The 19,937-nt window shown below is 43.0% G+C and carries 21 protein-coding genes and 1 pseudogene; 16 read left to right on the top strand and 6 right to left on the bottom strand.

Features of this window, described 5'->3' with window-relative positions; all coding sequences use genetic code 11:
- Positions 1 to 35: 35 nt before the first annotated feature.
- Positions 36 to 677 (bottom strand): HAD family hydrolase, encoded by a 642-nt coding sequence (locus C1G53_RS01550; protein ID WP_105117415.1) that lies wholly within the window; start codon positions 675 to 677, stop codon positions 36 to 38.
- 105 nt (positions 678 to 782) lie between these two features.
- Here C1G53_RS01550 and C1G53_RS01555 point away from each other — a divergent pair, with 105 nt between their 5' ends.
- Together C1G53_RS01555 and C1G53_RS01560 are read left to right on the top strand one after the other, a co-directional pair.
- On the top strand, positions 783 to 1,910 hold the full coding sequence (locus tag C1G53_RS01555; protein ID WP_105117416.1) for a glycerate kinase: 1,128 nt from the start codon (positions 783 to 785) through the stop codon (positions 1,908 to 1,910).
- Entirely contained in the window at positions 1,901 to 2,131 is a 231-nt protein-coding gene (locus C1G53_RS01560) for a hypothetical protein (RefSeq protein WP_105117417.1), read from the top strand. Before C1G53_RS01555 ends, C1G53_RS01560 begins: the two co-directional genes overlap by 10 nt.
- A gap of 6 nt (positions 2,132 to 2,137) precedes the next feature.
- Here the strand turns inward: C1G53_RS01560 and C1G53_RS01565 are convergent, their stop codons facing one another.
- Positions 2,138 to 2,587, bottom strand: coding sequence for a DUF1694 domain-containing protein (locus C1G53_RS01565; protein ID WP_105117418.1), 450 nt, complete (start codon positions 2,585 to 2,587; stop codon positions 2,138 to 2,140).
- Positions 2,588 to 2,736: 149 nt separating this feature from the next.
- On the opposite strand from C1G53_RS01565, the gene eno reads away from it, so the two are divergent.
- Both eno and C1G53_RS13585 read left to right on the top strand, forming a co-directional pair.
- Complete coding sequence (gene eno / locus C1G53_RS01570; RefSeq protein ID WP_099831185.1) at positions 2,737 to 4,044, top strand: surface-displayed alpha-enolase; 1,308 nt, start codon at positions 2,737 to 2,739, stop codon at positions 4,042 to 4,044.
- Positions 4,045 to 4,272: 228 nt separating this feature from the next.
- Positions 4,273 to 4,365 (top strand): annotated as a pseudogene (locus C1G53_RS13585) (haloacid dehalogenase); the annotation flags it as partial.
- A gap of 28 nt (positions 4,366 to 4,393) precedes the next feature.
- On the opposite strand, the gene C1G53_RS01580 reads toward C1G53_RS13585, so the two are convergent.
- Together C1G53_RS01580 and C1G53_RS01585 are read right to left on the bottom strand one after the other, a co-directional pair.
- Positions 4,394 to 4,579, bottom strand: coding sequence for a hypothetical protein (locus C1G53_RS01580; protein ID WP_105117419.1), 186 nt, complete (start codon positions 4,577 to 4,579; stop codon positions 4,394 to 4,396).
- Between the two features lie 55 nt (positions 4,580 to 4,634).
- Entirely contained in the window at positions 4,635 to 5,645 is a 1,011-nt protein-coding gene (locus tag C1G53_RS01585) for a lactonase family protein (protein WP_105117420.1), read from the bottom strand.
- A 134-nt stretch (positions 5,646 to 5,779) separates the two neighbouring features.
- Between C1G53_RS01585 and C1G53_RS01590 the strand changes: the two genes are divergently transcribed.
- The 3 genes from C1G53_RS01590 to budA are packed head-to-tail and all read left to right on the top strand — an operon-like array spanning position 5,780 to position 8,888.
- The gene (locus C1G53_RS01590) at positions 5,780 to 6,946 is read left to right on the top strand and encodes an AI-2E family transporter (protein ID WP_105117421.1); all 1,167 of its coding nucleotides are present in this window, start codon (positions 5,780 to 5,782) and stop codon (positions 6,944 to 6,946) included.
- Complete coding sequence (locus C1G53_RS01595; RefSeq protein WP_105117422.1) at positions 6,939 to 8,168, top strand: tetratricopeptide repeat protein; 1,230 nt, start codon at positions 6,939 to 6,941, stop codon at positions 8,166 to 8,168. Before C1G53_RS01590 ends, C1G53_RS01595 begins: the two co-directional genes overlap by 8 nt.
- Before the next feature lie 3 nt (positions 8,169 to 8,171).
- Positions 8,172 to 8,888, top strand: coding sequence for an acetolactate decarboxylase (budA, locus tag C1G53_RS01600; protein ID WP_105117423.1), 717 nt, complete (start codon positions 8,172 to 8,174; stop codon positions 8,886 to 8,888).
- Between the two features lie 26 nt (positions 8,889 to 8,914).
- On the opposite strand, the gene C1G53_RS01605 is transcribed toward budA, so the two are convergent.
- The gene (locus C1G53_RS01605) at positions 8,915 to 10,573 is read right to left on the bottom strand and encodes an Rqc2 family fibronectin-binding protein (protein ID WP_105117424.1); all 1,659 of its coding nucleotides are present in this window, start codon (positions 10,571 to 10,573) and stop codon (positions 8,915 to 8,917) included.
- A 727-nt stretch (positions 10,574 to 11,300) separates the two neighbouring features.
- Between C1G53_RS01605 and trpX the strand changes: the two genes are divergently transcribed.
- The 9 genes from trpX to C1G53_RS01655 all read left to right on the top strand — a co-directional run bounded on the left by trpX (position 11,301) and on the right by C1G53_RS01655 (position 18,730).
- Positions 11,301 to 12,299, top strand: a complete 999-nt coding sequence (gene trpX, locus C1G53_RS01610) for a tryptophan ABC transporter substrate-binding protein (protein ID WP_269087978.1) — start codon at positions 11,301 to 11,303, stop codon at positions 12,297 to 12,299.
- Positions 12,300 to 12,313: 14 nt separating this feature from the next.
- Complete coding sequence (locus C1G53_RS01615; RefSeq protein ID WP_105117426.1) at positions 12,314 to 13,180, top strand: ABC transporter permease; 867 nt, start codon at positions 12,314 to 12,316, stop codon at positions 13,178 to 13,180.
- Positions 13,177 to 13,935 (top strand): ABC transporter ATP-binding protein, encoded by a 759-nt coding sequence (locus tag C1G53_RS01620; RefSeq protein WP_105117427.1) that lies wholly within the window; start codon positions 13,177 to 13,179, stop codon positions 13,933 to 13,935. Before C1G53_RS01615 ends, C1G53_RS01620 begins: the two co-directional genes overlap by 4 nt.
- Positions 13,936 to 14,022: 87 nt before the next feature.
- The gene (locus C1G53_RS01625; protein WP_105117428.1) at positions 14,023 to 14,508 is read left to right on the top strand and encodes a prolyl-tRNA synthetase associated domain-containing protein; all 486 of its coding nucleotides are present in this window, start codon (positions 14,023 to 14,025) and stop codon (positions 14,506 to 14,508) included.
- A gap of 5 nt (positions 14,509 to 14,513) precedes the next feature.
- On the top strand, positions 14,514 to 14,918 hold the full coding sequence (locus tag C1G53_RS01630; RefSeq protein WP_105117429.1) for a hypothetical protein: 405 nt from the start codon (positions 14,514 to 14,516) through the stop codon (positions 14,916 to 14,918).
- A 177-nt stretch (positions 14,919 to 15,095) separates the two neighbouring features.
- Positions 15,096 to 16,757 (top strand): ribonuclease J, encoded by a 1,662-nt coding sequence (locus tag C1G53_RS01640; protein WP_105117431.1) that lies wholly within the window; start codon positions 15,096 to 15,098, stop codon positions 16,755 to 16,757.
- Positions 16,758 to 16,817: 60 nt separating this feature from the next.
- A complete protein-coding gene (locus C1G53_RS01645; RefSeq protein WP_105117432.1) occupies positions 16,818 to 17,594 on the top strand; it encodes an alpha/beta hydrolase in 777 nt (258 codons plus the stop codon).
- A 65-nt stretch (positions 17,595 to 17,659) separates the two neighbouring features.
- Positions 17,660 to 18,355 (top strand): M57 family metalloprotease, encoded by a 696-nt coding sequence (locus C1G53_RS01650; RefSeq protein WP_105117433.1) that lies wholly within the window; start codon positions 17,660 to 17,662, stop codon positions 18,353 to 18,355.
- Between the two features lie 9 nt (positions 18,356 to 18,364).
- Positions 18,365 to 18,730, top strand: coding sequence for a hypothetical protein (locus C1G53_RS01655; RefSeq protein ID WP_105117434.1), 366 nt, complete (start codon positions 18,365 to 18,367; stop codon positions 18,728 to 18,730).
- Between the two features lie 181 nt (positions 18,731 to 18,911).
- Here the strand turns inward: C1G53_RS01655 and C1G53_RS01660 are convergent, their stop codons facing one another.
- Complete coding sequence (locus tag C1G53_RS01660) at positions 18,912 to 19,919, bottom strand: sugar transferase (RefSeq protein WP_105117435.1); 1,008 nt, start codon at positions 19,917 to 19,919, stop codon at positions 18,912 to 18,914.
- Positions 19,920 to 19,937: the final 18 nt, after the last annotated feature.

Raw genomic sequence — 19,937 nt, forward strand, 5'->3', positions numbered from 1 at the left:
AGGAAGTCAGCTGGTTGCTGGCTTTTTCTATATGCTTATAGCAAGAGCTCTTTCAGGTCAACTACCGTTTGGGCGATCCTTGTAGCCCCTGCCTCCTCTAGTTCTTGTTTCGTTCCGTAGCCATATAGGACGCCGATAGAAGCTAGCTGGTTAGCCTGGGCCCCTTGGATATCGTGTTCACGGTCCCCGATCATAATGGTTGTTTGTGGATTGTAGTCCAGCTGGGCTAAGGCATAGGTGATGACATCTGACTTACGAATACGGCTGCTATCTAAACTGGCTCCAGTAATAATATCAAAATAATGAGCAATGCCAAAATAATCTAGAATTTGCTTGGCAAATACTTCGGGTTTAGAGGTGGCAATAGCCAAGGTTTTACCTGCTTCCGTCAGAGCTTCTAAAAGAGGAATAACACCCTCGTAGAGTTGGTTTTCAAACATGCCCTTTTCTTTAAAATAAACTCGAAAGGCATCAACAGCTGCCTGGGTATCTGCTGGATTTAGTTGATAAAAACGGGCAAAGGATTCGTAGAGCGGAGGACCGATGAAGCGTTTTAAGTTTTCTGGGTTCGGCTCCTCAATCCCCATTTGGTCCAGGGCGTAGGCGACGGAATTTAGGATACCTTGTCCAGAATCTGTTAAGGTACCGTCAAGGTCAAATAAAATAGTTTGATACATAGAAGCCTCCTTTTGTCCAGTATATCATGTTTTAAGGAAATACTCGAATTTTTCTTGAAAGACCTGGAAAGGAGTGCTACAATTATATAGAAAGGTGGGATATCTATGCGTATTCTAATTGCTCCAGATTCCTTCAAAGAATCTCTCTCAGCAGCAGAGGTTGCTAAAGCCATAAAGCAAGGATTTTCAAAGGTCTATCCCCAGGCAAGTTATGATTTGCTTCCCTTGGGTGATGGAGGTGAAGGAACCCTCGACAGTTTGACGCAAGCCTTAGATTTAGAGAAATACCAGACAGAAGTGACAGGACCATTTGGGGATAGGATATGTGTTGACTATGCAATGCGAGATGGTCTTGCTGTTTTTGAAATGGCTGCGATAGTGGGACTTGCCAGCATTCCGCTAGAAAAAAGAAATCCTTTGCTAGTTTCTACTAGAGGAGTGGGTGAACTGCTGGTTGAACTGGTGCAGAAAGGTGCCAACCAGTTTTTCATCGGAATTGGTGGCTCTGCCAGCCATGATGGCGGCATTGGAATGGCAGCAGGTCTTGGTGTGAAATTCTATGACAGAGAGGGGCAGGAACTGGAAGCCATCGGTGCCAATCTGGGTAAGATTGCGGACTTTTCCCAAGATGACATAGGTATTGATTTGTCGTCTGTTCAGATTGATTTGGTAACTGACGTGGATAATTTTCTCTGTGGACATCAGGGAGCCACTTATGTTTTTGCTGGTCAGAAGGGGCTGGAAGCCACGAAGTTTGAGCAAGTGGATAGAGAGATGGAAAGATTTTATCAGCTTGTCAATCCAGCAATCTTGACACTGGCTGGTGCTGGTGCAGGCGGTGGGATGGCGGCAGGCTTGGTGCAGTTTGCAGGTGCCCGCATCCAAACAGGTATAAACTTTGTTCTGGATCAATTAGATTTTGACAAGCGAGTAGCTGAGGCTGACCTAGTTATTGTCGGTGAGGGACGAATGGATGCCCAGAGTTTAGCAGGCAAAACGCCAATCGGTGTAGCTCGAAGGACCCTAGCTCATATTCCGATCATCGCTATTTGTGGCAGTTTGAAGGATGATTTACCTGATTTTCCTTTTGAAAATATCTGCGCCGCATTTCCCATTATTGCTGAAGTTGATGACTTAGAAAATACGCTTAAAAAGGGAGAAAAAAACCTGGTCCGCACAGCAGAACAGGTGGCAAGAATTCTTCAGTTGGGAGGGCAACAAAGATGGAATTAGTGAAATATGTGGCTATTACCTTATTTATTTTTATTTGTCTTGCAAAGCTAGTATCCGTTTTGAGACTTTCCGAAAAAGAAAGAGGAATGGAAACGAATGTAATAAAGGCAAATGGAACAATGTTCTTTTTCAATGAAAAAAATGAAAGAGGCAGATTGCTAGGAATCCTTTGTCTAACCTGTATTATTTTTGCTTTAATATTAATACTGCTTTATCGATAAATAAGTTTAACCAAATAATTTTTTCCAGAAGGAAGGTTTGCTATCTTCCTTTTTTTCTTCCTTCTTGACAAGATTTGGAAAGATAGCTTCTAGGTCAACAACTTCTAAATCAACTACATGATCTGTATGGAAGACCAGAGCGTAGGGAGATTGCCCAATTTTCTCATCGATGATGGAAGTAGTAATTCCATGGGCTTGAGCAAGTTTCATCAGGGAAATTTGTTGCTTGTCCGCCAGGGAGGGAGAGAGTTTAAGAAAGAGAGGTATGTAGCTATTTGCTAGCTTTTGGCAGATGGTGTCGAATGCCGATATGACAAACTCATTTGCTAAGTCTTCGAAGGTGAGAAGAAGGACAACGCGCTCGCGATAGGTGCCCATGTATAAGCGCTGTTCATCAGGATTTAGACGGGTTTCACCAGAGGCTTTTTGTAGGATAGTAGTATGTAAATTAGTCATAGTTTTAGTATAGCATATCCTAGTAAAAACGCAAAAGAAGGCGTTTACATTATTTCTTTCAGTAAAATAGCCTGTTTTTTCTTGAAAAATCTCTTATTTTAGGGTATGATAGCAGTGTAACTATTTTAAACTCAAAGGAGAGTAATATAATGTCAATTATTACTGATGTTTACGCTCGCGAAGTCCTTGACTCACGCGGTAACCCTACACTTGAAGTTGAAGTTTATACTGAATCAGGTGCTTTCGGACGTGGTATGGTTCCTTCAGGAGCTTCTACTGGTGAGCACGAAGCAGTTGAGCTTCGCGACGGTGACAAATCTCGTTACCTTGGTCTTGGTACTCAAAAAGCTGTTGACAACGTAAATAACGTGATTGCTGACGCTATCATCGGTTTCGACGTTCGTGATCAACAAGCTATCGACCGTGCTATGATCGCTCTTGACGGTACTCCTAACAAAGGTAAATTGGGTGCAAACGCAATCCTTGGTGTTTCTATCGCTGTTGCACGTGCAGCTGCTGACTACCTTGAAGTGCCACTTTACACTTACCTTGGCGGATTCAACACTAAAGTATTGCCAACTCCAATGATGAACATCATCAACGGTGGTTCTCACTCAGACGCTCCTATCGCTTTCCAAGAATTCATGATCTTGCCAGTTGGCGCTCCTTCATTCAAAGAAGGTCTTCGTTGGGGTGCTGAAGTATTCCACGCTTTGAAGAAAATCTTGAAAGCTCGTGGTTTGGTAACAGCTGTTGGTGACGAAGGTGGTTTCGCTCCTAAGTTCGAAGGAACTGAAGACGGTGTTGAAACAATCATCGAAGCTATCGAAGCTGCTGGTTACGAAGCTGGCGAAAACGGCATCATGATCGGTTTCGACTGTGCGTCATCTGAGTTCTACGACAAAGAGCGTAAAGTTTATGACTACACTAAATTCGAAGGCGAAGGCGCTGCTGTTCGTACATCTGCAGAGCAAATCGACTACCTTGAAGAATTGGTTAACAAATACCCAATCATCACTATCGAAGATGGTATGGATGAGAACGACTGGGATGGCTGGAAAGCTCTTACTGAGCGTCTTGGCAAACGCGTTCAATTGGTTGGTGACGACTTCTTCGTAACAAACACTTCTTACCTTGAAAAAGGTATCAAAGAAGGTGCAGCTAACTCAATCCTTATCAAAGTTAACCAAATCGGTACTCTTACTGAAACATTCGAAGCTATCGAAATGGCTAAAGAAGCTGGCTACACTGCAGTTGTATCACACCGTTCAGGTGAAACTGAAGATTCAACAATCGCTGACATCGCAGTTGCAACTAACGCTGGCCAAATCAAGACTGGTTCATTGTCACGTACAGACCGTATCGCTAAATACAACCAATTGCTTCGTATCGAAGATCAACTTGGTGAAGTTGCAGTCTACAAAGGCTTGAACTCATTCTACAACTTGAAAAAATAAAACAGTCTGGGAGACTGTTTTATCCCCGAGCTAGCATAGCGAGGGTCATAATAAGGACAAGTCTGGAAATTTCCAGACTTGTTTTTCGTAGTACAGTGTACTAATTTATCCCCGAGCTAGCATAGCGAGGGATATAGTAAGAACAAGTCCGAAAATATTCGGACTTGTTTTTCAATGTCTGGGGGACTGTTTTATCCCCGAGCTAGTATAGCGAGGGCTATAGTAAGAGCAAGTGAAAATGAAAGATTGAAGAGTGATTGGGTAATTACTTCATTGCAAGAGATAACAAATATTTTTGAAGAAACAAAAAAACTAGACTGAACATTCTCAGCCTAGTTTTTTACATGTATTAGAACAAGCCTTTAACCTTGTCCAAAAGACCGCTTACGCCTTCAGAACCTGACAACAAGCCTTTTGCTTGCTCCAAGTATTCGCCGAAGTTGTCTTTGTTTTCTTCGATAAATTGTTTAGCTCCGTCAAAGTCTTTGTTTGCGATTAAGTCTTTAACTTCGTTGAAAAGATCTACTGGATTCATGTAATTCACCTCCTATACAAATATTAAACCAAAAATAGAGCGATTTCACAACTGATTAGTCTTCAAAAAACGTGACACATACAGCTTCTGGTAGGTAAAAATCATGAGAAAGTTCCGTCAGTCGACCTGTTTCTATATCTCTTGAAAAAACAGTCGCATTATCAGAGTCTTGATGGACGGCGATTAGGTGTTTCTCGTCTGGGCTTAGGGTAAAGTCACGGGGTGTCTTGCCATGGGTTGACACGATTTGGACCAATTCAAGACTGGCATCACCAAGTGTTTTGTAGACGGCGATTGAGTCGTTACCACGGTTAGAACCGTAGACAAATTTTCCATCTTTGGTGATACGAATAGCAGCTGTGCCATTGAAGCCTGTATGGTCTTGTGGAAGTGTAGAGATAGTTTGTAGGTGTTCGAACTCTCCCCAGCCATCGTAAATAAGGACTTCAATAGTTGAATTAAGTTCGCAGATGAGATAGGCAATTTTCGCGACCGGATGGAAAACGATGTGGCGCGGACCACTTCCAGCAGCGGCCTGATAGGTCGCAAGTTTCTCTATTTTTCCTTGGTCTGAAACCTTGTAGGTCACAACCTGGTCAGCACCTAAATCACAGGTCACCAAGAACTTATCTGGTGTCAAATCAGAAAAGTGAACATGGGCGGATGCTTGATTTTCATGTGGACCAGAACCTTGGTGCTGAGCAATATCAGCAAGTTCTAGGGAGCCATTTTCTAGTCGTTTATAGACCAGAACTTGCCCCTTATGGTAATTGGCAGCATAAACTAGATTTCGTTCGTCATCTACGGCTATATAGCAATGCGGGGCCCCCTCGCTAACCACATGGTTTAGTAAGCTGAAATCTGTATCGAAAGCTACGATTCCCCCCTGCTCATTCTCAGCTCCGACTGAATAAAGTCGTCCAGCCTTATCAAAAGCAAGATAGGTTGGGTTTGGTTCTTCAGCAACCAATTCTAAGTTACTGAGTTGCCCAGTTTCGCTATTAAATTGTGCCTTATAAATACCTTTTGATTCACGTTTGGTGTAAGTACCGAAATAGACAGCCATGCTTATCTCCTTTGAAAATGATTGCTAAAATTATACCATATTTCTCCTGTAAAGTCTGAGAAAGCCTATGGTTTATTTGTCTAAAATACTCCATTACATGATACAATAGAGAAAAAGAATGAGGAGTGAGCGAGATGGATGAGCAGCAGCAACGATTTAGAATGTCCTGGTTTTTTAAGTGGTTTGTAAACAATCAGGCTGTTACCTTTTTTCTAGTAACCTTATTGGTTCTATTAACTATTTTTGTTTTTACTAAGGTCAGCTTTTTGCTGAAGCCGATTGGGAGTTTTATTGAAATTATTCTCCTACCTATGTTATTGACTGGTTTGTTGTATTATCTTTTAAATCCTATTGTGGATTGGTTAGAGAAATATAAGATTACACGGACAGCTGCTATTTCGGTCTTATTTGTATTGATTGGCATGCTTTTGGTCTGGGGCTTGGCTGTTGTTATTCCAAGTATTCAAGGGCAGGTCGTTTCTTTCGCACAAAATCTGCCGTCTAATATTCAAAAGATTGAAAGTCAAGTGACGACCTTATTGGAAAATGAACAATTTGAACAGTTCCGTCCAACTGCCTTGGAAATTTTGAATAAGGTCAATGACCAAATTGTTTCCTATGCGCAGAAATTTTCATCCAGTGCGGTAAACTGGGCTAGTAGCTTGATTTCAACGGCATCGCAGATTATCGTGGCTATTTTGATTATGCCCTTTATTCTCTTCTATCTATTACGAGATGGTCAGCATTTAAATCGTCATGTCACCCAGTACTTGCCGACAAAATGGCGTTCATCCGTCAGCAAGGTTTTGACAGATGTCAATGCTCAGTTGTCTAACTATGTTCGTGGTCAGGTGACGGTCGCTATTATTGTTGCACTCATGTTTTCTGTCATGTTTTCAGTGATTGGACTTAGTTATCCTGTAACCTTGGGGGTTATGGCTGGTTTCCTTAATCTGATACCCTACTTGGGTTCATTTTTGGCTATGATTCCTGCAGTAGTGTTAGGGTTGATTGCTGGACCTGTCATGTTGGTCAAGGTTTTGATTGTTTTCATGTTGGAGCAGACCATTGAAGGTCGTTTTGTAACTCCACTTATTATTGGTAGCTCTTTGAGTATTCACCCCATTACCATTTTGTTCGTCTTGTTGACTGCTGGTCAGATGTATGGTGTGTTAGGGGTCTTGTTAGGAATTCCAATTTATGCCTCTATTAAGGTAGTGGTCAAGGCGGCTTTTGACTGGTATAGAGAGTATAGCGGTTTATATGTTGAGGAAAGGGAACAGACGGTTCGAGATGAATAATAGTGAAAAAATGTTGATTTGCCTGCAAGAGCAGGATTTACAGAAGGCAGATAAGTATTTCAAACGTGCCTTGGCAGAAGATGACAGCGACACGCTCTTATCCTTGGCCACTTATCTGGAAAGTATTGGTTTCTTTCATCAGGCACGGGATATCTATATCAAGCTCTTACCTGACTTTCCTGAGTTAGCCTTGCAACTAGCTCAGATTGCTTTTGAGGATGGTCTGGTAGAAGAAGCTTTCGGATACTTGGAGGAAATTTCAGAAGACAGTCCTGCCTATCTAGAAGCCTTGTTGGTCAAGGCAGATTTGTATCAGGTAGAAGGATTGTCAGATGTGGCGCGTGAAAAATTGTTAGAAGCTAGTCATATATCTGATGAACCCATTATTCTCTTTGGCTTAGCAGAGTTGGATATGGAGTTGGAATTTTTTAATGAAGCCATCTCTTACTATGCCCAGCTGGATAATCGTGAAATCTTCGAGTTGACAGGGGTATCGACCTACCAGCGAATTGGTCTGGCCTATGCAAGTTTGGGGAAATTTGAAGCGGCCATTGAATTTCTTGAAAAAGCTGTCGAGTTGGAATACGATGACCAGACTGTTTTTGAGTTAGCTGCTCTGCTATTTGAAAGCGAAGAATACCAAAAGGCCAATCTCTACTTCAAGCAGCTGGATACCATCAATCCTGATTTTGAGGGCTATGAATATGCCTACGCCCAATCCCTTCATGCCGAACATAAGATTGAAGAAGCCTTGGCAATGACAGAAAAGGGCTTGGCCAAAAATGATTTTGATGCCAATCTCTTGCTTCAAGCTTCTCAGTATGCCTATGAAATGCACGATGAGGCAGCTGCTGAAGACTATCTTCTCAAAGCAAGGGAAGTGGCAGATGACAGCAATGAATTAGCCCTCCGCTTGTCCAATCTCTATTTGGAGCAGGAGCGGTTTGATGAGGTTGTGGCCCTCTTTGACGAGGAGCTGGACAATGTCTTGGCGCGTTGGAATGTAGCTAAGGCCTATCAAGCTCTGGAAAGAGATGAGGAAGCAAGTGAGCTTTACGCTGAATTAGCTGGTGAATTGGCGGAAAATCCTGAATTTTTGGCTGATTATGTAGGGTTATTACGTCAACTTGGTCGTTTGGAGGAGGCAAAAGAGCAAGCTAGCCGTTATATCCAATTGGTGCCAGATGACTTAGCCATGCAAGAATTTTTGAATGAAGAGTAGGTTATGCAAGTAAATCGATTATTTCAATACAATACACTCGGTGCCTTGATGGCAGGTTTATATGACGGTTCTTTGACGGTGGGCGAATTGCTGGAACATGGTGATTTGGGTTTAGGTACACTGGATTCTATTGATGGTGAGCTGATTGTCTTGGATGGAAAGGCCTATCAGGCCAAGGGGGCTGGGGAGAAACCAGAAGTGGTGGAGGTTCCTGCTGATATGAAGGTTCCCTATGCAGCGGTTATTTTCCATGAGGCAGAAGTGATTTTCAAACAACGCTTTGAAATGACCAGCGATGAATTGCACCAGCGGATTGAATCCTATTATGATGGAGAAAATCTTTTTCGTTCTATCAAAATCAAAGGGATGTTTTCGCGTATGCATGTTCGTATGATTCCTAAATCGGCTTCGGATGTTCGATTTGCGGAAGTGGCTAGTCGCCAGCCTGAGTATACCGCTGAGAATATTTCTGGAACCATTGTTGGTATTTGGACACCAGAGATTTTTCATGGGGTCAGTGTGGCAGGTTACCATTTGCATTTTATCTCAGACGATTTGACCTTTGGGGGCCATGTCATGGACTATATCATTTCACAAGGAAATATCGAGGTTGGCCCAGTCGATCAGCTGGATCAACGCTTTCCAGTTCAGGACCGCCAGTATCTGTTTGCTAAGTTCAATGCCAAGGAAGTCAGGGAAGATATTGATAAGGCGGAGTAGTTATAAGTAGCAAAAAAATCCATGAACTAGATTTTCATGGATTTTATTTTGTCTTCAGTTGGGGTGACACGGAGGGTTTTCTGACCGCGGTAGGTCACAAATCCTGGTTTGCCACCTGTTGGCTTATGGAGTTTCTTGGCCTCAATCATATCAACTTGAACCAAGTTAGAATGCCTTGCCTTGGAGAAATAGGCGGCTAACTCAGCTGCGTCTGTCTTGACCTCGTCGCTTGGGTCCAAGTTATCTGTGATGACCACATGGCTGCCTGGAATGTCTTTGGCATGGAACCAAAGTTCGCCTTTCTTGGCCATTTTGAAGGTCAATTCATCATTTTGCAGGTTATTTTTTCCTACCAGAATAATAGTCTTCCCGTCCGTCGCCAAATAGCGTTCAGGTTTCTGACGCTTATGGATTTTCTCACGGTGGCGACGCTTGAGGTAGCCTGTTTCAATCAACTCCTCACGGATTTCGTCGATTTCTGCCAGACTAGCCTGTCCCAACATGGTGTCAACGGACTCCAGATAGACAATGGTCGCCTTGGTTTCCTCAATCAAGCTGGTCAAGTGCTTGACCGCCTCCTTGAGTTTCTGGTATTTCTTGAAATAACGTTGGGCATTCTGGCTAGGAGTAAGAGCCACATCCAACTCAATCTCCAACTCCTGGCCCGTATAGTAGTTGTCTAAGGTCACACTAGCCTGGTCATTGGGCACCTGATGCAGATAGGTGGTCAAGAGCTCACCCTTTTGCCGCACCAACTCCGCACCTTCTGTATCCGCCAATTCCTGCTCCTGTTTGACCAACTTTTTGCGATTTTTCTCCAGCTCACTGGCCACCCGCTTGATCAGCTCATTGGCCTGTTGGGCCACTCGGTCCCGCTCCGCCTTGTCCTGATAGTAGAAGTCCAGCAGACTGCTCAGGCTCTCAAAGTGTGGCTGGTTTTCAGGGCTATTGGCAAATGGCAGAGCAGCATAGGACTTGTCCGTTAGGCTAGGCTGTGTAGCCTGGTCAAAAAAGGCACGAAAGTTCTTGAGGCGGTCTGTCTGTAAGTGACTGGCCAGTTCAGAAGCTGTATCCCGACCCAAACCTTGAAAGGTCTGTTGGAGATTTTTCGGACTCAGTTCCTGAGTCGATAAGATTTCAAACAATTTCTCGTCAGACACTGTGTAAGGATTGAGAGAATGTGTTTCCGGTGGACGAATGTAGGTGGAACCTGGCAGGATGGTCCGGTAGGAATTTTGCGAGAAACCAACGTGCTTGATAGCCTCGATAATCCGTTGTTCAGACTTATCAACCAAGATGATATTGCTGTGCTTGCCCATGATTTCCACAATTAAGGTTGCTTGGATATGGTCGCCAATCTCGTCCTTGTTGGACACCGAAAATTCTAAAATGCGGTCATTGTCCAGTTGGCGAATATCCTCGATAATAGCACCCTGCAAGTATTTTCGTAAAATCATGGTAAAGGTATTAGGCACCTTGGGATTGGTAAAATCCGACTGGGTCAGCTGAACCCGTCCGAAAACTGAGTGGGCAGACAGGAGCAACTTATGGCTCTGGCGGTTGCTGCGGATGTTGAGGACAATCTCCTGTTCAAAGGGCTGGTTGATTTTCTGAATCCGCCCGCCCTCTAGGTTGGCCTTTAATTCAGCTGTCATGTGATGTAAAAAAAATCCGTCAAAAGACATGGTGTTCCTCTTTCTAACTGGTCTAACTCTGTCTAGTATATCACACTTCGTTGATTTTTTGATGAGAGTTGCAGAATGGGAGTAGAAAAATTTTCAGAAAATTTAATCAAAAGTCTTGACAAAGTCTTTGGGATGCCGTATAATCGTCTGTAATCAGAAGAAGTAGTAAAGCAGAAGTCTTCAGGGAGCCTGTGGTACTGAGAACGGGTGGCGGAGTTTTATGAAATGGGCTGATGTGCATTTATGTCTATTTTATGACCTAAATTCACAAGGATTGTTTGGTGTAATATACTTTGCGTAGACTGTTTTGGCTGAGTACGAGGCAGGTCGACGCAGCTTATACTGGCGGTATAGCAAGGAGAGCTAACGAAGGTTTCAGCCAAAACAGTCACGCAAATGAACTTAAAACAATGATAGTTCGGTTGGCACACCTTACAGTGCAACTCCTTGTTAGAGGAGATGAGATATGGGAGGATTCTAGACAATTCCCATAAGTGAGGTGGCACCGTGTCATTGACGCCCTCGCAGGATGTTTTTTCCTGCGGGGGCTTTTCCATTGTCTTGGTAGATTGGCGTTCAAATGAAAAATGAAATACTGATCATTACATTCTACTTTGACAATGATAGAAATGACGAGGTAATCATGATGAAACGATGGCGATGGTGGAATAAAATTTTGATGACGTAGAAATTGGATATTATGTATTTTACGAGGAGAATGAATATGTTGAAAAATAAAAATTTACTAGCTACAATTGTTGCTCTTACTGTTATGGTGGTTGCTGCTCTGTTTATGACGCAAAAAGAGCAGAGCGATTCACCTACATCAACAGAGAAAGTTAAGATTGGGGTTCTTCAGTTTGTAACCCATGATTCATTAGATGAGATTTACAAGGGGATAAAGGCTGGACTGGAAGAGGGAGGCTATTCAACGACGGATAATTTGGACATTGATTTTATGAATGCTGAGGCAGACCAGTCACAAGTTCAGACCATGAGTAAAAAATTGGTGGACAATGGCAATGAACTCTTGATCGGTATCGCGACACCAGCTGCACAAGGTTTGGCAAACGCAACGACTGAATTGCCTATTATCATGGGTGCGGTAACAGACCCAGTTGGTGCCAACTTGGTCAAAGACTTGAAAAATCCTGGTGGCAATATCACCGGTGTGTCTGACCAGACACCTGTAGCAGACGCTGTTTCCCTCATCAAGGAAATCACACCAGAGGCAAAAACAATCGGTGTGCTCTACTCTTCTAACGAAGACAATTCAAAAATTCAAGTAGCAGAATTTAAGGCTGCAGCGGAAGAAGCAGGCTATACTGTCCTTGAATATGCAGTTGCTTCAAGCAATGAATTGGCAGCTACAGTAGAAGTGGCAACCAGCAAAGCAGATGTTCTTTTCACACCAGTTGATAACACAGTCGCATCAGCATTTTCAACTGTCGTATCTGTGGCAAATAAAACCAAAACTCCGATTTTCACCAGTGTAGAAGACATGGTCGAAGGTGGAGGTATTGCATCTGTAACCCTCAGCCAATATGATTTGGGTGTGGCAACTGGTAAAATGGCTGCGAAAATCTTAGACGGTGCAAATCCTGGGGATACACCAGTCCAAATCTTCAATGAAGGTACGGTCGTTGTTAACCAGAAAGTTGCAAAAGAATTAGGTATCAGCTTGTCAGAAGAGATTATCAATAAGGCAAGCAAGGTTATCGAATAAAACAAAGGAAAGTTATGATTGTATCAACAGTATCACAGGCTCTTTTATGGGCTGTACTAGGAATGGGAATATTCGTTACCTTTCGGATTTTGAATTTCCCGGATATGACGACAGAGGGCTCTTTTCCGCTTGGTGGCGCAGTTGCAGTGACCTTACTGACACAGGGAGTTCATCCTGTCTTGGCTACCCTGGCAGCCGTTTTGGCAGGCTGTTTGGCAGGCTTGGTCACAGGCTTGCTCTATACAAAGGGGAAAATCCCTACACTTTTAGCTGGTATTCTGGTCATGTCTTCCTGTCACTCCATTATTCTATTTATCATGGGTCGGGCAAATTTGGGTTTGTTAAATACCAGTCGCTTACAGGACTTGCTTCCATTTTCCGAGCAAGTAAATGGTCTTTTGCTTGGTTTGGGAAGTGTTGCCCTAGTCATTGGAGCCTTGATGTTCTTCCTCTATACTCGCCTGGGTCAAGCCTTTATCGCGACGGGGGACAATCCAGATATGGCTCGCAGTTTTGGTATCAATACCAGCAGAATGGAGCTGCTTGGGTTGATTCTTTCCAATGGGATTATTGCTCTTGCGGGTGCCTTGATTGCTCAACAAGAAGGTTATGCGGATGTATCCCGTGGTATCGGGGTCATCGTAGTTGGGATGGCTAGCTTGATTATCGGTGAGGTCTTGTATGGAAATTTGACCATGTTGGAACGGTTCTTGGCCATTGCAGTGGGTGCCATCTTCTATCAGTTCTTGATTTTGGTGGTTATTTCCCTCGGTATCAATACCAGCTACCTCCGTATCTTCTCAGCCATGATTTTGGCAGTCTGCCTCATGGTTCCTGAGTTGAAAAATAAAGTCTTGAAAGGAGCCAGCCTGTCACGATGAAAGCAATTGTTGAATTAAAAAATGCCACCAAGGTGGTGACCAACGGTTTTGATGAAGAGCGCGTGATTTTGGACAATGTCAATTTGACCATCTACCAAGGGGATTTTATTACTATTTTAGGTGGCAATGGTGCTGGGAAATCAACCCTCTTCAATGTCATTGCTGGTACCCTGCCCTTGACCAGTGGTTCGGTCCACATACTTGGTGAGGATGTGACCAACTGGCCTGCTGAAAAACGGGCCAAGTATCTGGCTCGTGTCTTCCAAGATCCTAAAATGGGAACTGCTCCGCGGATGACAGTGGCAGAAAACATGCTTATCGCCAAGTATCGTGGTGAGGGGCGGGGCTTGGTGCCACGTAGATTGGTCCAAGAAAGGGAAGAATTTGCCCAGCTCTTGCCGAGAGTGGGAAATGGTTTGGAAAAGCATTTGGACACACCAGCAGGGCTTTTATCAGGTGGGCAAAGACAGGCCTTGAGTTTGTTAATGGCTAGCTTGAAGCAGCCAGAGCTCTTGCTCTTGGACGAGCATACTGCCGCTCTTGATCCTAAAACTAGCCAATCCTTGATGCAATTGACAGATGAATTGATTGTTACCAAGGGTATGACAGCCCTCATGGTCACTCATCAAATGGAAGATGCTCTTCGCCACGGCAATCGCTTGATTGTCATGAAGAATGGTCAGATTATCCAAGACCAGACTAGCGAAGAGAAGTCCCAGATGAAGCTGGAAGATTATTATAAGTTGTTTGACTAAAGTCTGGAGAAATCCAGGCTTTTCTTATCCTTTGATTTTTTGGTTAAAGCGAAGTATAATATACTAAATGTGTCAAGAGGTGCTGTCATGGATAAATTGGTTTTTGAAAGCTTAGCTGACTTGGGAATGGACTACACCATTGTAGAGCATCCACCAGCTCGGACAACTGAGGAAGCAGACTCTTACATTGAAGGGTTAGAAGGAGTACGGACCAAGTCCATGTTTCTGACTAATAAGAAAAAGACTGCATTTTATTTACTGATCATGGATGACCAGAAGCAGCTGGATATGGACTTATTTAGGGATTTGGTCGGGGCAAACCGTATTCGGATGGCCTCGAGCGATAGCTTGATGGAAAAAATGCACTTGCCTGCGGGTGCGGTATCTGTTTTTGGCTTGTTACATAATGTTGATAAGGATATTCAAGTCTTTTTTGATAAAGAAATCCTTTCTGAACCCATTCTAACCTTCCACCCCAATGTTAATACGAAAACGATTTTTGTAAAGACAGAAGATGTTTTGCGTTTTGTAGAAGAGATTGGCTTTTCAGCAACGATTGTTGACTTGGGGTAACAAAGATGAGAAAATGTTTAGCTATTTGTAGTCTGTTTTGTTGTCTATTTTTGGTAGGATGTCGGACAGGAGCAGCTTATCAGGCAAAGATTGAGCCGATGGAAGCATCGGAATTATACTCGGAAAAAGAAATTCAGGATGCTGTAGTTGTCGTTCAAGATTACTTTGATAAGCATTTTAAGAGTTGCCAATTATTGACCATTGGATATGGTGGCGATGATGAAAAGTTATTTGATGACTGGGCTGAAAACTATGGTGCAGAGGAGGCTATAGTGTTAACCTCTTCTTTCAAGGTAGCCGCTGAAGGGGCAGAACCAACCTTGGAACCAAATAGTATTCATCGGGATTGGAAATGGATTTTAGTGCGTAATGCTGGTGGAAAGTGGGAACATAGGGGACATGGTTATTGATTAAATGGGAGAACTCTGTTGAATTTCAGCAGAGTTTTTTGTAAATTTTCCTGAAAAAAGGTATAATAGAGGCGATAGCTAAAATCATTAGCAGACTGTAATTCGACTTGGGCATCCCAAGGACCGTTGGTAAGAAAAATAAACTGGACACCTGTGGGATGTCCAAAAGGAGAAAAAATGAGTAGCATAAAAATCATGGCTCTCGGTGGTGTACGTGAAAATGGTAAAAACCTCTACATTGCCGAAGTAAATGAGCATATTTTTGTCATGGATGCTGGTGCCAAGTATCCAGAAAATGAACAGTTGGGTGTTGATGTAGTTGTTCCCAACTTTGATTACTTGGAAGAAAATAAGCACCGTGTGGCTGGGGTCTTTTTGACTCATGGTCACGCTGATTCGATTGGAGCCCTGCCTTATCTTTTAGAAAAAGTGAAAGTTCCTGTTTTTGGCTCACACCTGACCATTGAATTGGCAAAATTGATTGTCAAGAACAATAATGCAACCAAGAAATTCAAGGATTTCCACGTCATCAATGCAGCGACTGAGATTGATTTTGGTGATTCAGTTGTATCTTTCTTTAAGACAACTCACTCTATTCCTGAGAGTTTGGGAATTGTAGTCAAGACAGACCAAGGAAATATCGTTTATACTGGTGACTTCAAATTTGATCAGGCTGCGGATAAGTACTACCGGACAGATTTTGGTCGTCTGGCTGAGATTGGTTCAGAAGGTGTATTGGCTCTCTTATCTGATTCTGCCAATGCAGATAGCAATGTGCAGTCAGCTAGTATGCATGAAGCTGGGGAAGAAATTCTCAATACCATTGCAGACTGTGAAGGTCGTGTGATTGTAGCTGCTGTGGCAAGTAACATTGTCCGAATCCAGCAAATCTTTGATGCGGCAGAGGCGACAGGTCGTCGTGTTGTTTTGACGGGGCACGATGTGGAAAATATTGTCCGTACGGCTATCCAATTGAAAAAACTTCGATTGGTTAGCGAGCGACTTTTGGTCAAGCCAAAGGATATGGGCAAATACGAAGACCATGAATTGATTATCCTGGAAACAGGCCGTATGGGTGAGCCACTGAACGGACTTCGTAAGATGGCCATTGGTCGCCACCGTTATGTCGAAATCAAGGAAGGCGATCTGGTTTACATCGTTACGACACCAAGTGTTTCTAAAGAAGCAGTCGTAGCTCGTGTAGAAAACTTGATTTACAAGGCTGGTGGAACGGTCAAATCCATTACTAAAAACCTGCGTGTGTCTGGTCATGGGAATGCGCGTGATTTGCAGCTCATGCTCAATATCCTCCGTCCTAAGTATCTCTTCCCAGTTCAAGGGGAGTATCGTCAGCTAGATGCCCATGCCAAAGCTGCGCTTGAGATCGGCATGTTCCCAGAGAATATTATTATCGTCAAGCGTGGGGATGTCATGGCTTATGAAGATGGGGATTTTGTCCATAGCGGAGCGGTTCCTGCTGGTGATGTCATGATTGACGGAAATGCCATGGGAGATGTTGGAAATATTGTCCTTCGTGACCGTAAAATCCTCTCAGAAGATGGTATCTTTATCGTGGCAATCACTGTCAACCGCCGTGAGAAGAAAATCATTTCCAAGGCCAAGGTCAATACGCGTGGATTTGTCTATGTCAAGAAGAGCAAGGATATCTTGCGTGAGGCATCAGATTTGGTTAATGCAACGGTGGAAAATTACTTCACCAAGGATAGTTTTGATTGGACAGAACTCAAGAGTGCTGTTCGCGATGACTTAGCTAAATTCCTCTTTGACCAAACCAAACGTCGCCCAGCCATTTTACCAGTGATTATGGAAGTGAAATAGAGTTTTATAAATGCAAAGAGCCCAGGGCAACCCAGGCTCTTTCTACATAAGGAGAAACATATGGCAATCATGAAAATTGAATACCATTCAGAAGTTTTGGATATGTCCAGACAGGTAACGGTTTTATATCCCGACCGAAATCGTGTGGACAATCCTGACGATACAGATATTCCCGTGCTGTATCTCTTGCACGGGATGGGAGGCAATCAGGATTCCTGGCTCAATCGGTCGACTATTGAACGCTTGGTTCGTTATACTAATCTGATTGTGGTTATGGTCAATACGGACAAGGCTTGGTACACCAATACCACCTATGGTATGAATTATTATGATGCCATAGCGATTGAGTTGCCTCAAATCCTCAAGCGGTTTTTCCCAAATATGTCTGACAAGCGGGAGAAGAATTTTATTGCTGGCTTGTCTATGGGGGGCTATGGGACTTTCAAGATTGCCATGATGACCAATCGCTTTTCTTACGCCGCCTCGCTTTCAGGAGCCTTGCAGGTTGATTTTACCAGTCCATCTGCCTTGGAATTAGGTAGTCCTGACTATTGGAAGGGTGTTTTTGGGGATTTAGATGATCCAGAAAATCCAAATCTTTTGACCAATTTTTGTAGACTTTCGGACAAGAAGACTAAATTTTATGCCTGGTGTGGTGATGAGGATTTTCTATTTGAGGGGCATCAAAAAGCAGTTCGAGAGCTGGAAGAACAGGGATTTGATATAGAGGCAAGTTTCGGACCAGGTAAACATGAGTGGTATTATTGGAACCAACAGATTGAAAAGGTCTTGGCTTGGCTACCCATTGATTTCAAATTAGAAGAAAGATTGTCCTAGATTTTAAGAAAAATTTCAGAAAATAAGACTATACTGAAATCTATTTCTAGAGAGAGGTATAGTGTATGAAATTTTTTGCTTCAATTTTTAAATGGATCTGGCGAACAGTTTGGAGCTTGGTTTGGCTCTCCATGGTTATAATCGCATGTGGTTTGGGGATGTTGTTCTATTTTCAACAGGAAGCTGCGCCTCAGATGCTACAAACTTTGGCTCAGGAAGTACAATTGATGGTTAAAGGTCAATCCGAGGTCAGTATTGAAGAGGGTGTTGATACCATTAAACATCTGACTACTGATACGGTTAATACAGCTGACCATGGACGTTGGGAAACCAATACTGCGACTGTCTATATTGAAACCCAAAATCCAACATTCGTAGCTGCCTATGAAACAGCCATCGCAAATTGGAATGCGACCGGAGCCTTTACCCTAGTCCTTACCACAGATCCAAATCAGGCGGATATCATTGCTACTGAGATGAATGATGGCAATACCCAGGCGGCAGGTGAGGCTAATTCAACGACCAATTTATTGACCAATTATTATAGTTCTGTGACGGTACGATTGAATAGCTATTATTTATTGAATGATAAATATGGTTATGATATGGATAGAATTATCCATACGGCTGAGCATGAATTGGGTCATGCTATCGGTCTGGATCATGATGATAGTCAAACATCTGTCATGGAATCTGCTGGCTCCAATCATGGTATCCAGCAAGCAGATATTGATGCTGTAGTGGCTTTGTATTCAGAATAGAGGAGAGATATGTTACGAACAATTACGAATACAATAAAACGTTACCCAGAGCAAGCCTTGCTCTTCATTTACAATGCAGGAATTTTTGCTTGGTTACAATCGACTAGCCATTCGATTATGGAACAAATCGGTATAGATAGTACCTGGTTTGATAAAATCCCTGAACCAATTAAGGCCTGGACGGGTGCCAGTTTAGAGAGTATGCAGACCTTGCTCCATTCTTCTGCTTGGGGATGGCTGATTGTATCTATGATATTGATGTTGGTCATCCGCTTTGTCAAGGGCTTGATCAAGTTTGTCATCATGCTGCTTATTATCGGCGGTGGTCTTTATCTGCTCTGGCAGAATAGGGAATTACTTAGCGGTTTGGTCTAGTAGGTGAAACTATTTTTGACCAGGTTATAGAGTTTGTACAACTAAATAGAAAAAGCGAGCAAGCTGAATGACTGGTTGATTTAGCTTGCTCGCTTTTTTATGGCCGTAAGTTCATTTAGGTTAGTAAGTGGACAAGAAGGAGTATCCGAAATACTTCCTTTTCTTTTTCGATAAGAATCTCCTAGTGTTTAGGTAGGAGAACTTGGTGAACCGCATCGGTTAGGAGTTTCTGAGCAAAGTATCCTTTTGTAACCAGTTCTCGGAAATTCCAGAGCGGGTCGAGAAGAGAGCGGTATTCCTCTTCAGTGATAGTTGCAACGATTGCGTCAGCCTCTTCTAGACTGTCAACAAGGAAACCAAGTTTGTAGTCTGAGATATAGTGGGCATTGGATAGGCTGCGCGGTGCAATGATAGGTAGACCTGCTGCGATATAGGTACTCAATTTGTAAGAAACATTGAGATTGTAATATTCTGCATCTTCTCCTTGTGACCAGACCAGGCCAAAGCCACCATTTTTGTTTAATTCTTGGAGCAAACTCAGACTGTATTTCCAGCCTTGGTAGGAAACATTGTTGGGTTTGGTTGGGTAATAGTCTGGCGCAAAGAGTTTAAGCGGTGTAGCAAACTGCCAGTCATCAACAAAATGGAAACGTTGAGGATTTCCAGTGAAATTGATGACACGATGGAAGGCAGGTTTTTCAAGCCAGATGTCGGTTTTATGATCCCACATATTTTGCAAGAGAGTATTGGTGACCCTAAGACCGTGTTGGTAAAGAAGGTCCAACATTTTTTGTGAAGGAGCGATAATCAAGTCAGCCATATTATACATTTCGATGGTTTTTTCCATCAGATAGAAGTTGGAGCTGAACATGAGAGGGGGAATATCGTGGATAAAGATGACAATTTTTATGCCAGAATAAATCCGTAATCGTTTGATATACTCGTGGTCAAAGTAGGTCCCATTCCAGCTGGGTGCTTGGAAGATGATGACATCGCCATTTCCAACAGCAGCATTCATGCCATCAAATCGGTTAGCTAGGTTTTCAAGGCTTTCACCATCCGCATTGAAGCTGTAAATTCCGATTTCCTTGATGTCTAATTTTTTGGCTATTTCTGTGACCATATTTTGAGCCATGAGGGCAACACTCAGAGGTGATTGACCATAGAGGTTGGTGATATGAACTTTCATGATTATTTCCTTTACTTG

It is taken from the genome of Streptococcus suis, from assembly GCF_002960445.1.
GTDB lineage: Bacteria > Bacillota > Bacilli > Lactobacillales > Streptococcaceae > Streptococcus > Streptococcus hyiners.

What these genes read in the sequence shown, in the direction of transcription:
- C1G53_RS01640 (WP_105117431.1), top strand. Translation starts at nt 15,096, where the DNA reads ATGAGTAGCATAAAAATCATGGCTCTCGGTGGTGTACGTGAAAATGGT.
- C1G53_RS01660 (WP_105117435.1), bottom strand. Translation starts at nt 19,919, where the DNA reads ATGAAAGTTCATATCACCAACCTCTATGGTCAATCACCTCTGAGTGTT.
- C1G53_RS01585 (WP_105117420.1), bottom strand. Translation starts at nt 5,645, where the DNA reads ATGGCTGTCTATTTCGGTACTTACACCAAACGTGAATCAAAAGGTATT.
- C1G53_RS01625 (WP_105117428.1), top strand. Translation starts at nt 14,023, where the DNA reads ATGGATAAATTGGTTTTTGAAAGCTTAGCTGACTTGGGAATGGACTAC.
- C1G53_RS01565 (WP_105117418.1), bottom strand. Translation starts at nt 2,587, where the DNA reads ATGACTAATTTACATACTACTATCCTACAAAAAGCCTCTGGTGAAACC.
- C1G53_RS01590 (WP_105117421.1), top strand. Translation starts at nt 5,780, where the DNA reads ATGGATGAGCAGCAGCAACGATTTAGAATGTCCTGGTTTTTTAAGTGG.
- C1G53_RS01615 (WP_105117426.1), top strand. Translation starts at nt 12,314, where the DNA reads ATGATTGTATCAACAGTATCACAGGCTCTTTTATGGGCTGTACTAGGA.
- C1G53_RS01645 (WP_105117432.1), top strand. Translation starts at nt 16,818, where the DNA reads ATGGCAATCATGAAAATTGAATACCATTCAGAAGTTTTGGATATGTCC.
- C1G53_RS01620 (WP_105117427.1), top strand. Translation starts at nt 13,177, where the DNA reads ATGAAAGCAATTGTTGAATTAAAAAATGCCACCAAGGTGGTGACCAAC.
- C1G53_RS01595 (WP_105117422.1), top strand. Translation starts at nt 6,939, where the DNA reads ATGAATAATAGTGAAAAAATGTTGATTTGCCTGCAAGAGCAGGATTTA.
- C1G53_RS01605 (WP_105117424.1), bottom strand. Translation starts at nt 10,573, where the DNA reads ATGTCTTTTGACGGATTTTTTTTACATCACATGACAGCTGAATTAAAG.
- budA (WP_105117423.1), top strand. Translation starts at nt 8,172, where the DNA reads ATGCAAGTAAATCGATTATTTCAATACAATACACTCGGTGCCTTGATG.
- eno (WP_099831185.1), top strand. Translation starts at nt 2,737, where the DNA reads ATGTCAATTATTACTGATGTTTACGCTCGCGAAGTCCTTGACTCACGC.
- C1G53_RS01655 (WP_105117434.1), top strand. Translation starts at nt 18,365, where the DNA reads ATGTTACGAACAATTACGAATACAATAAAACGTTACCCAGAGCAAGCC.
- C1G53_RS01580 (WP_105117419.1), bottom strand. Translation starts at nt 4,579, where the DNA reads ATGAATCCAGTAGATCTTTTCAACGAAGTTAAAGACTTAATCGCAAAC.
- C1G53_RS01650 (WP_105117433.1), top strand. Translation starts at nt 17,660, where the DNA reads ATGAAATTTTTTGCTTCAATTTTTAAATGGATCTGGCGAACAGTTTGG.
- C1G53_RS01630 (WP_105117429.1), top strand. Translation starts at nt 14,514, where the DNA reads ATGAGAAAATGTTTAGCTATTTGTAGTCTGTTTTGTTGTCTATTTTTG.
- C1G53_RS01555 (WP_105117416.1), top strand. Translation starts at nt 783, where the DNA reads ATGCGTATTCTAATTGCTCCAGATTCCTTCAAAGAATCTCTCTCAGCA.
- C1G53_RS01560 (WP_105117417.1), top strand. Translation starts at nt 1,901, where the DNA reads ATGGAATTAGTGAAATATGTGGCTATTACCTTATTTATTTTTATTTGT.
- C1G53_RS01550 (WP_105117415.1), bottom strand. Translation starts at nt 677, where the DNA reads ATGTATCAAACTATTTTATTTGACCTTGACGGTACCTTAACAGATTCT.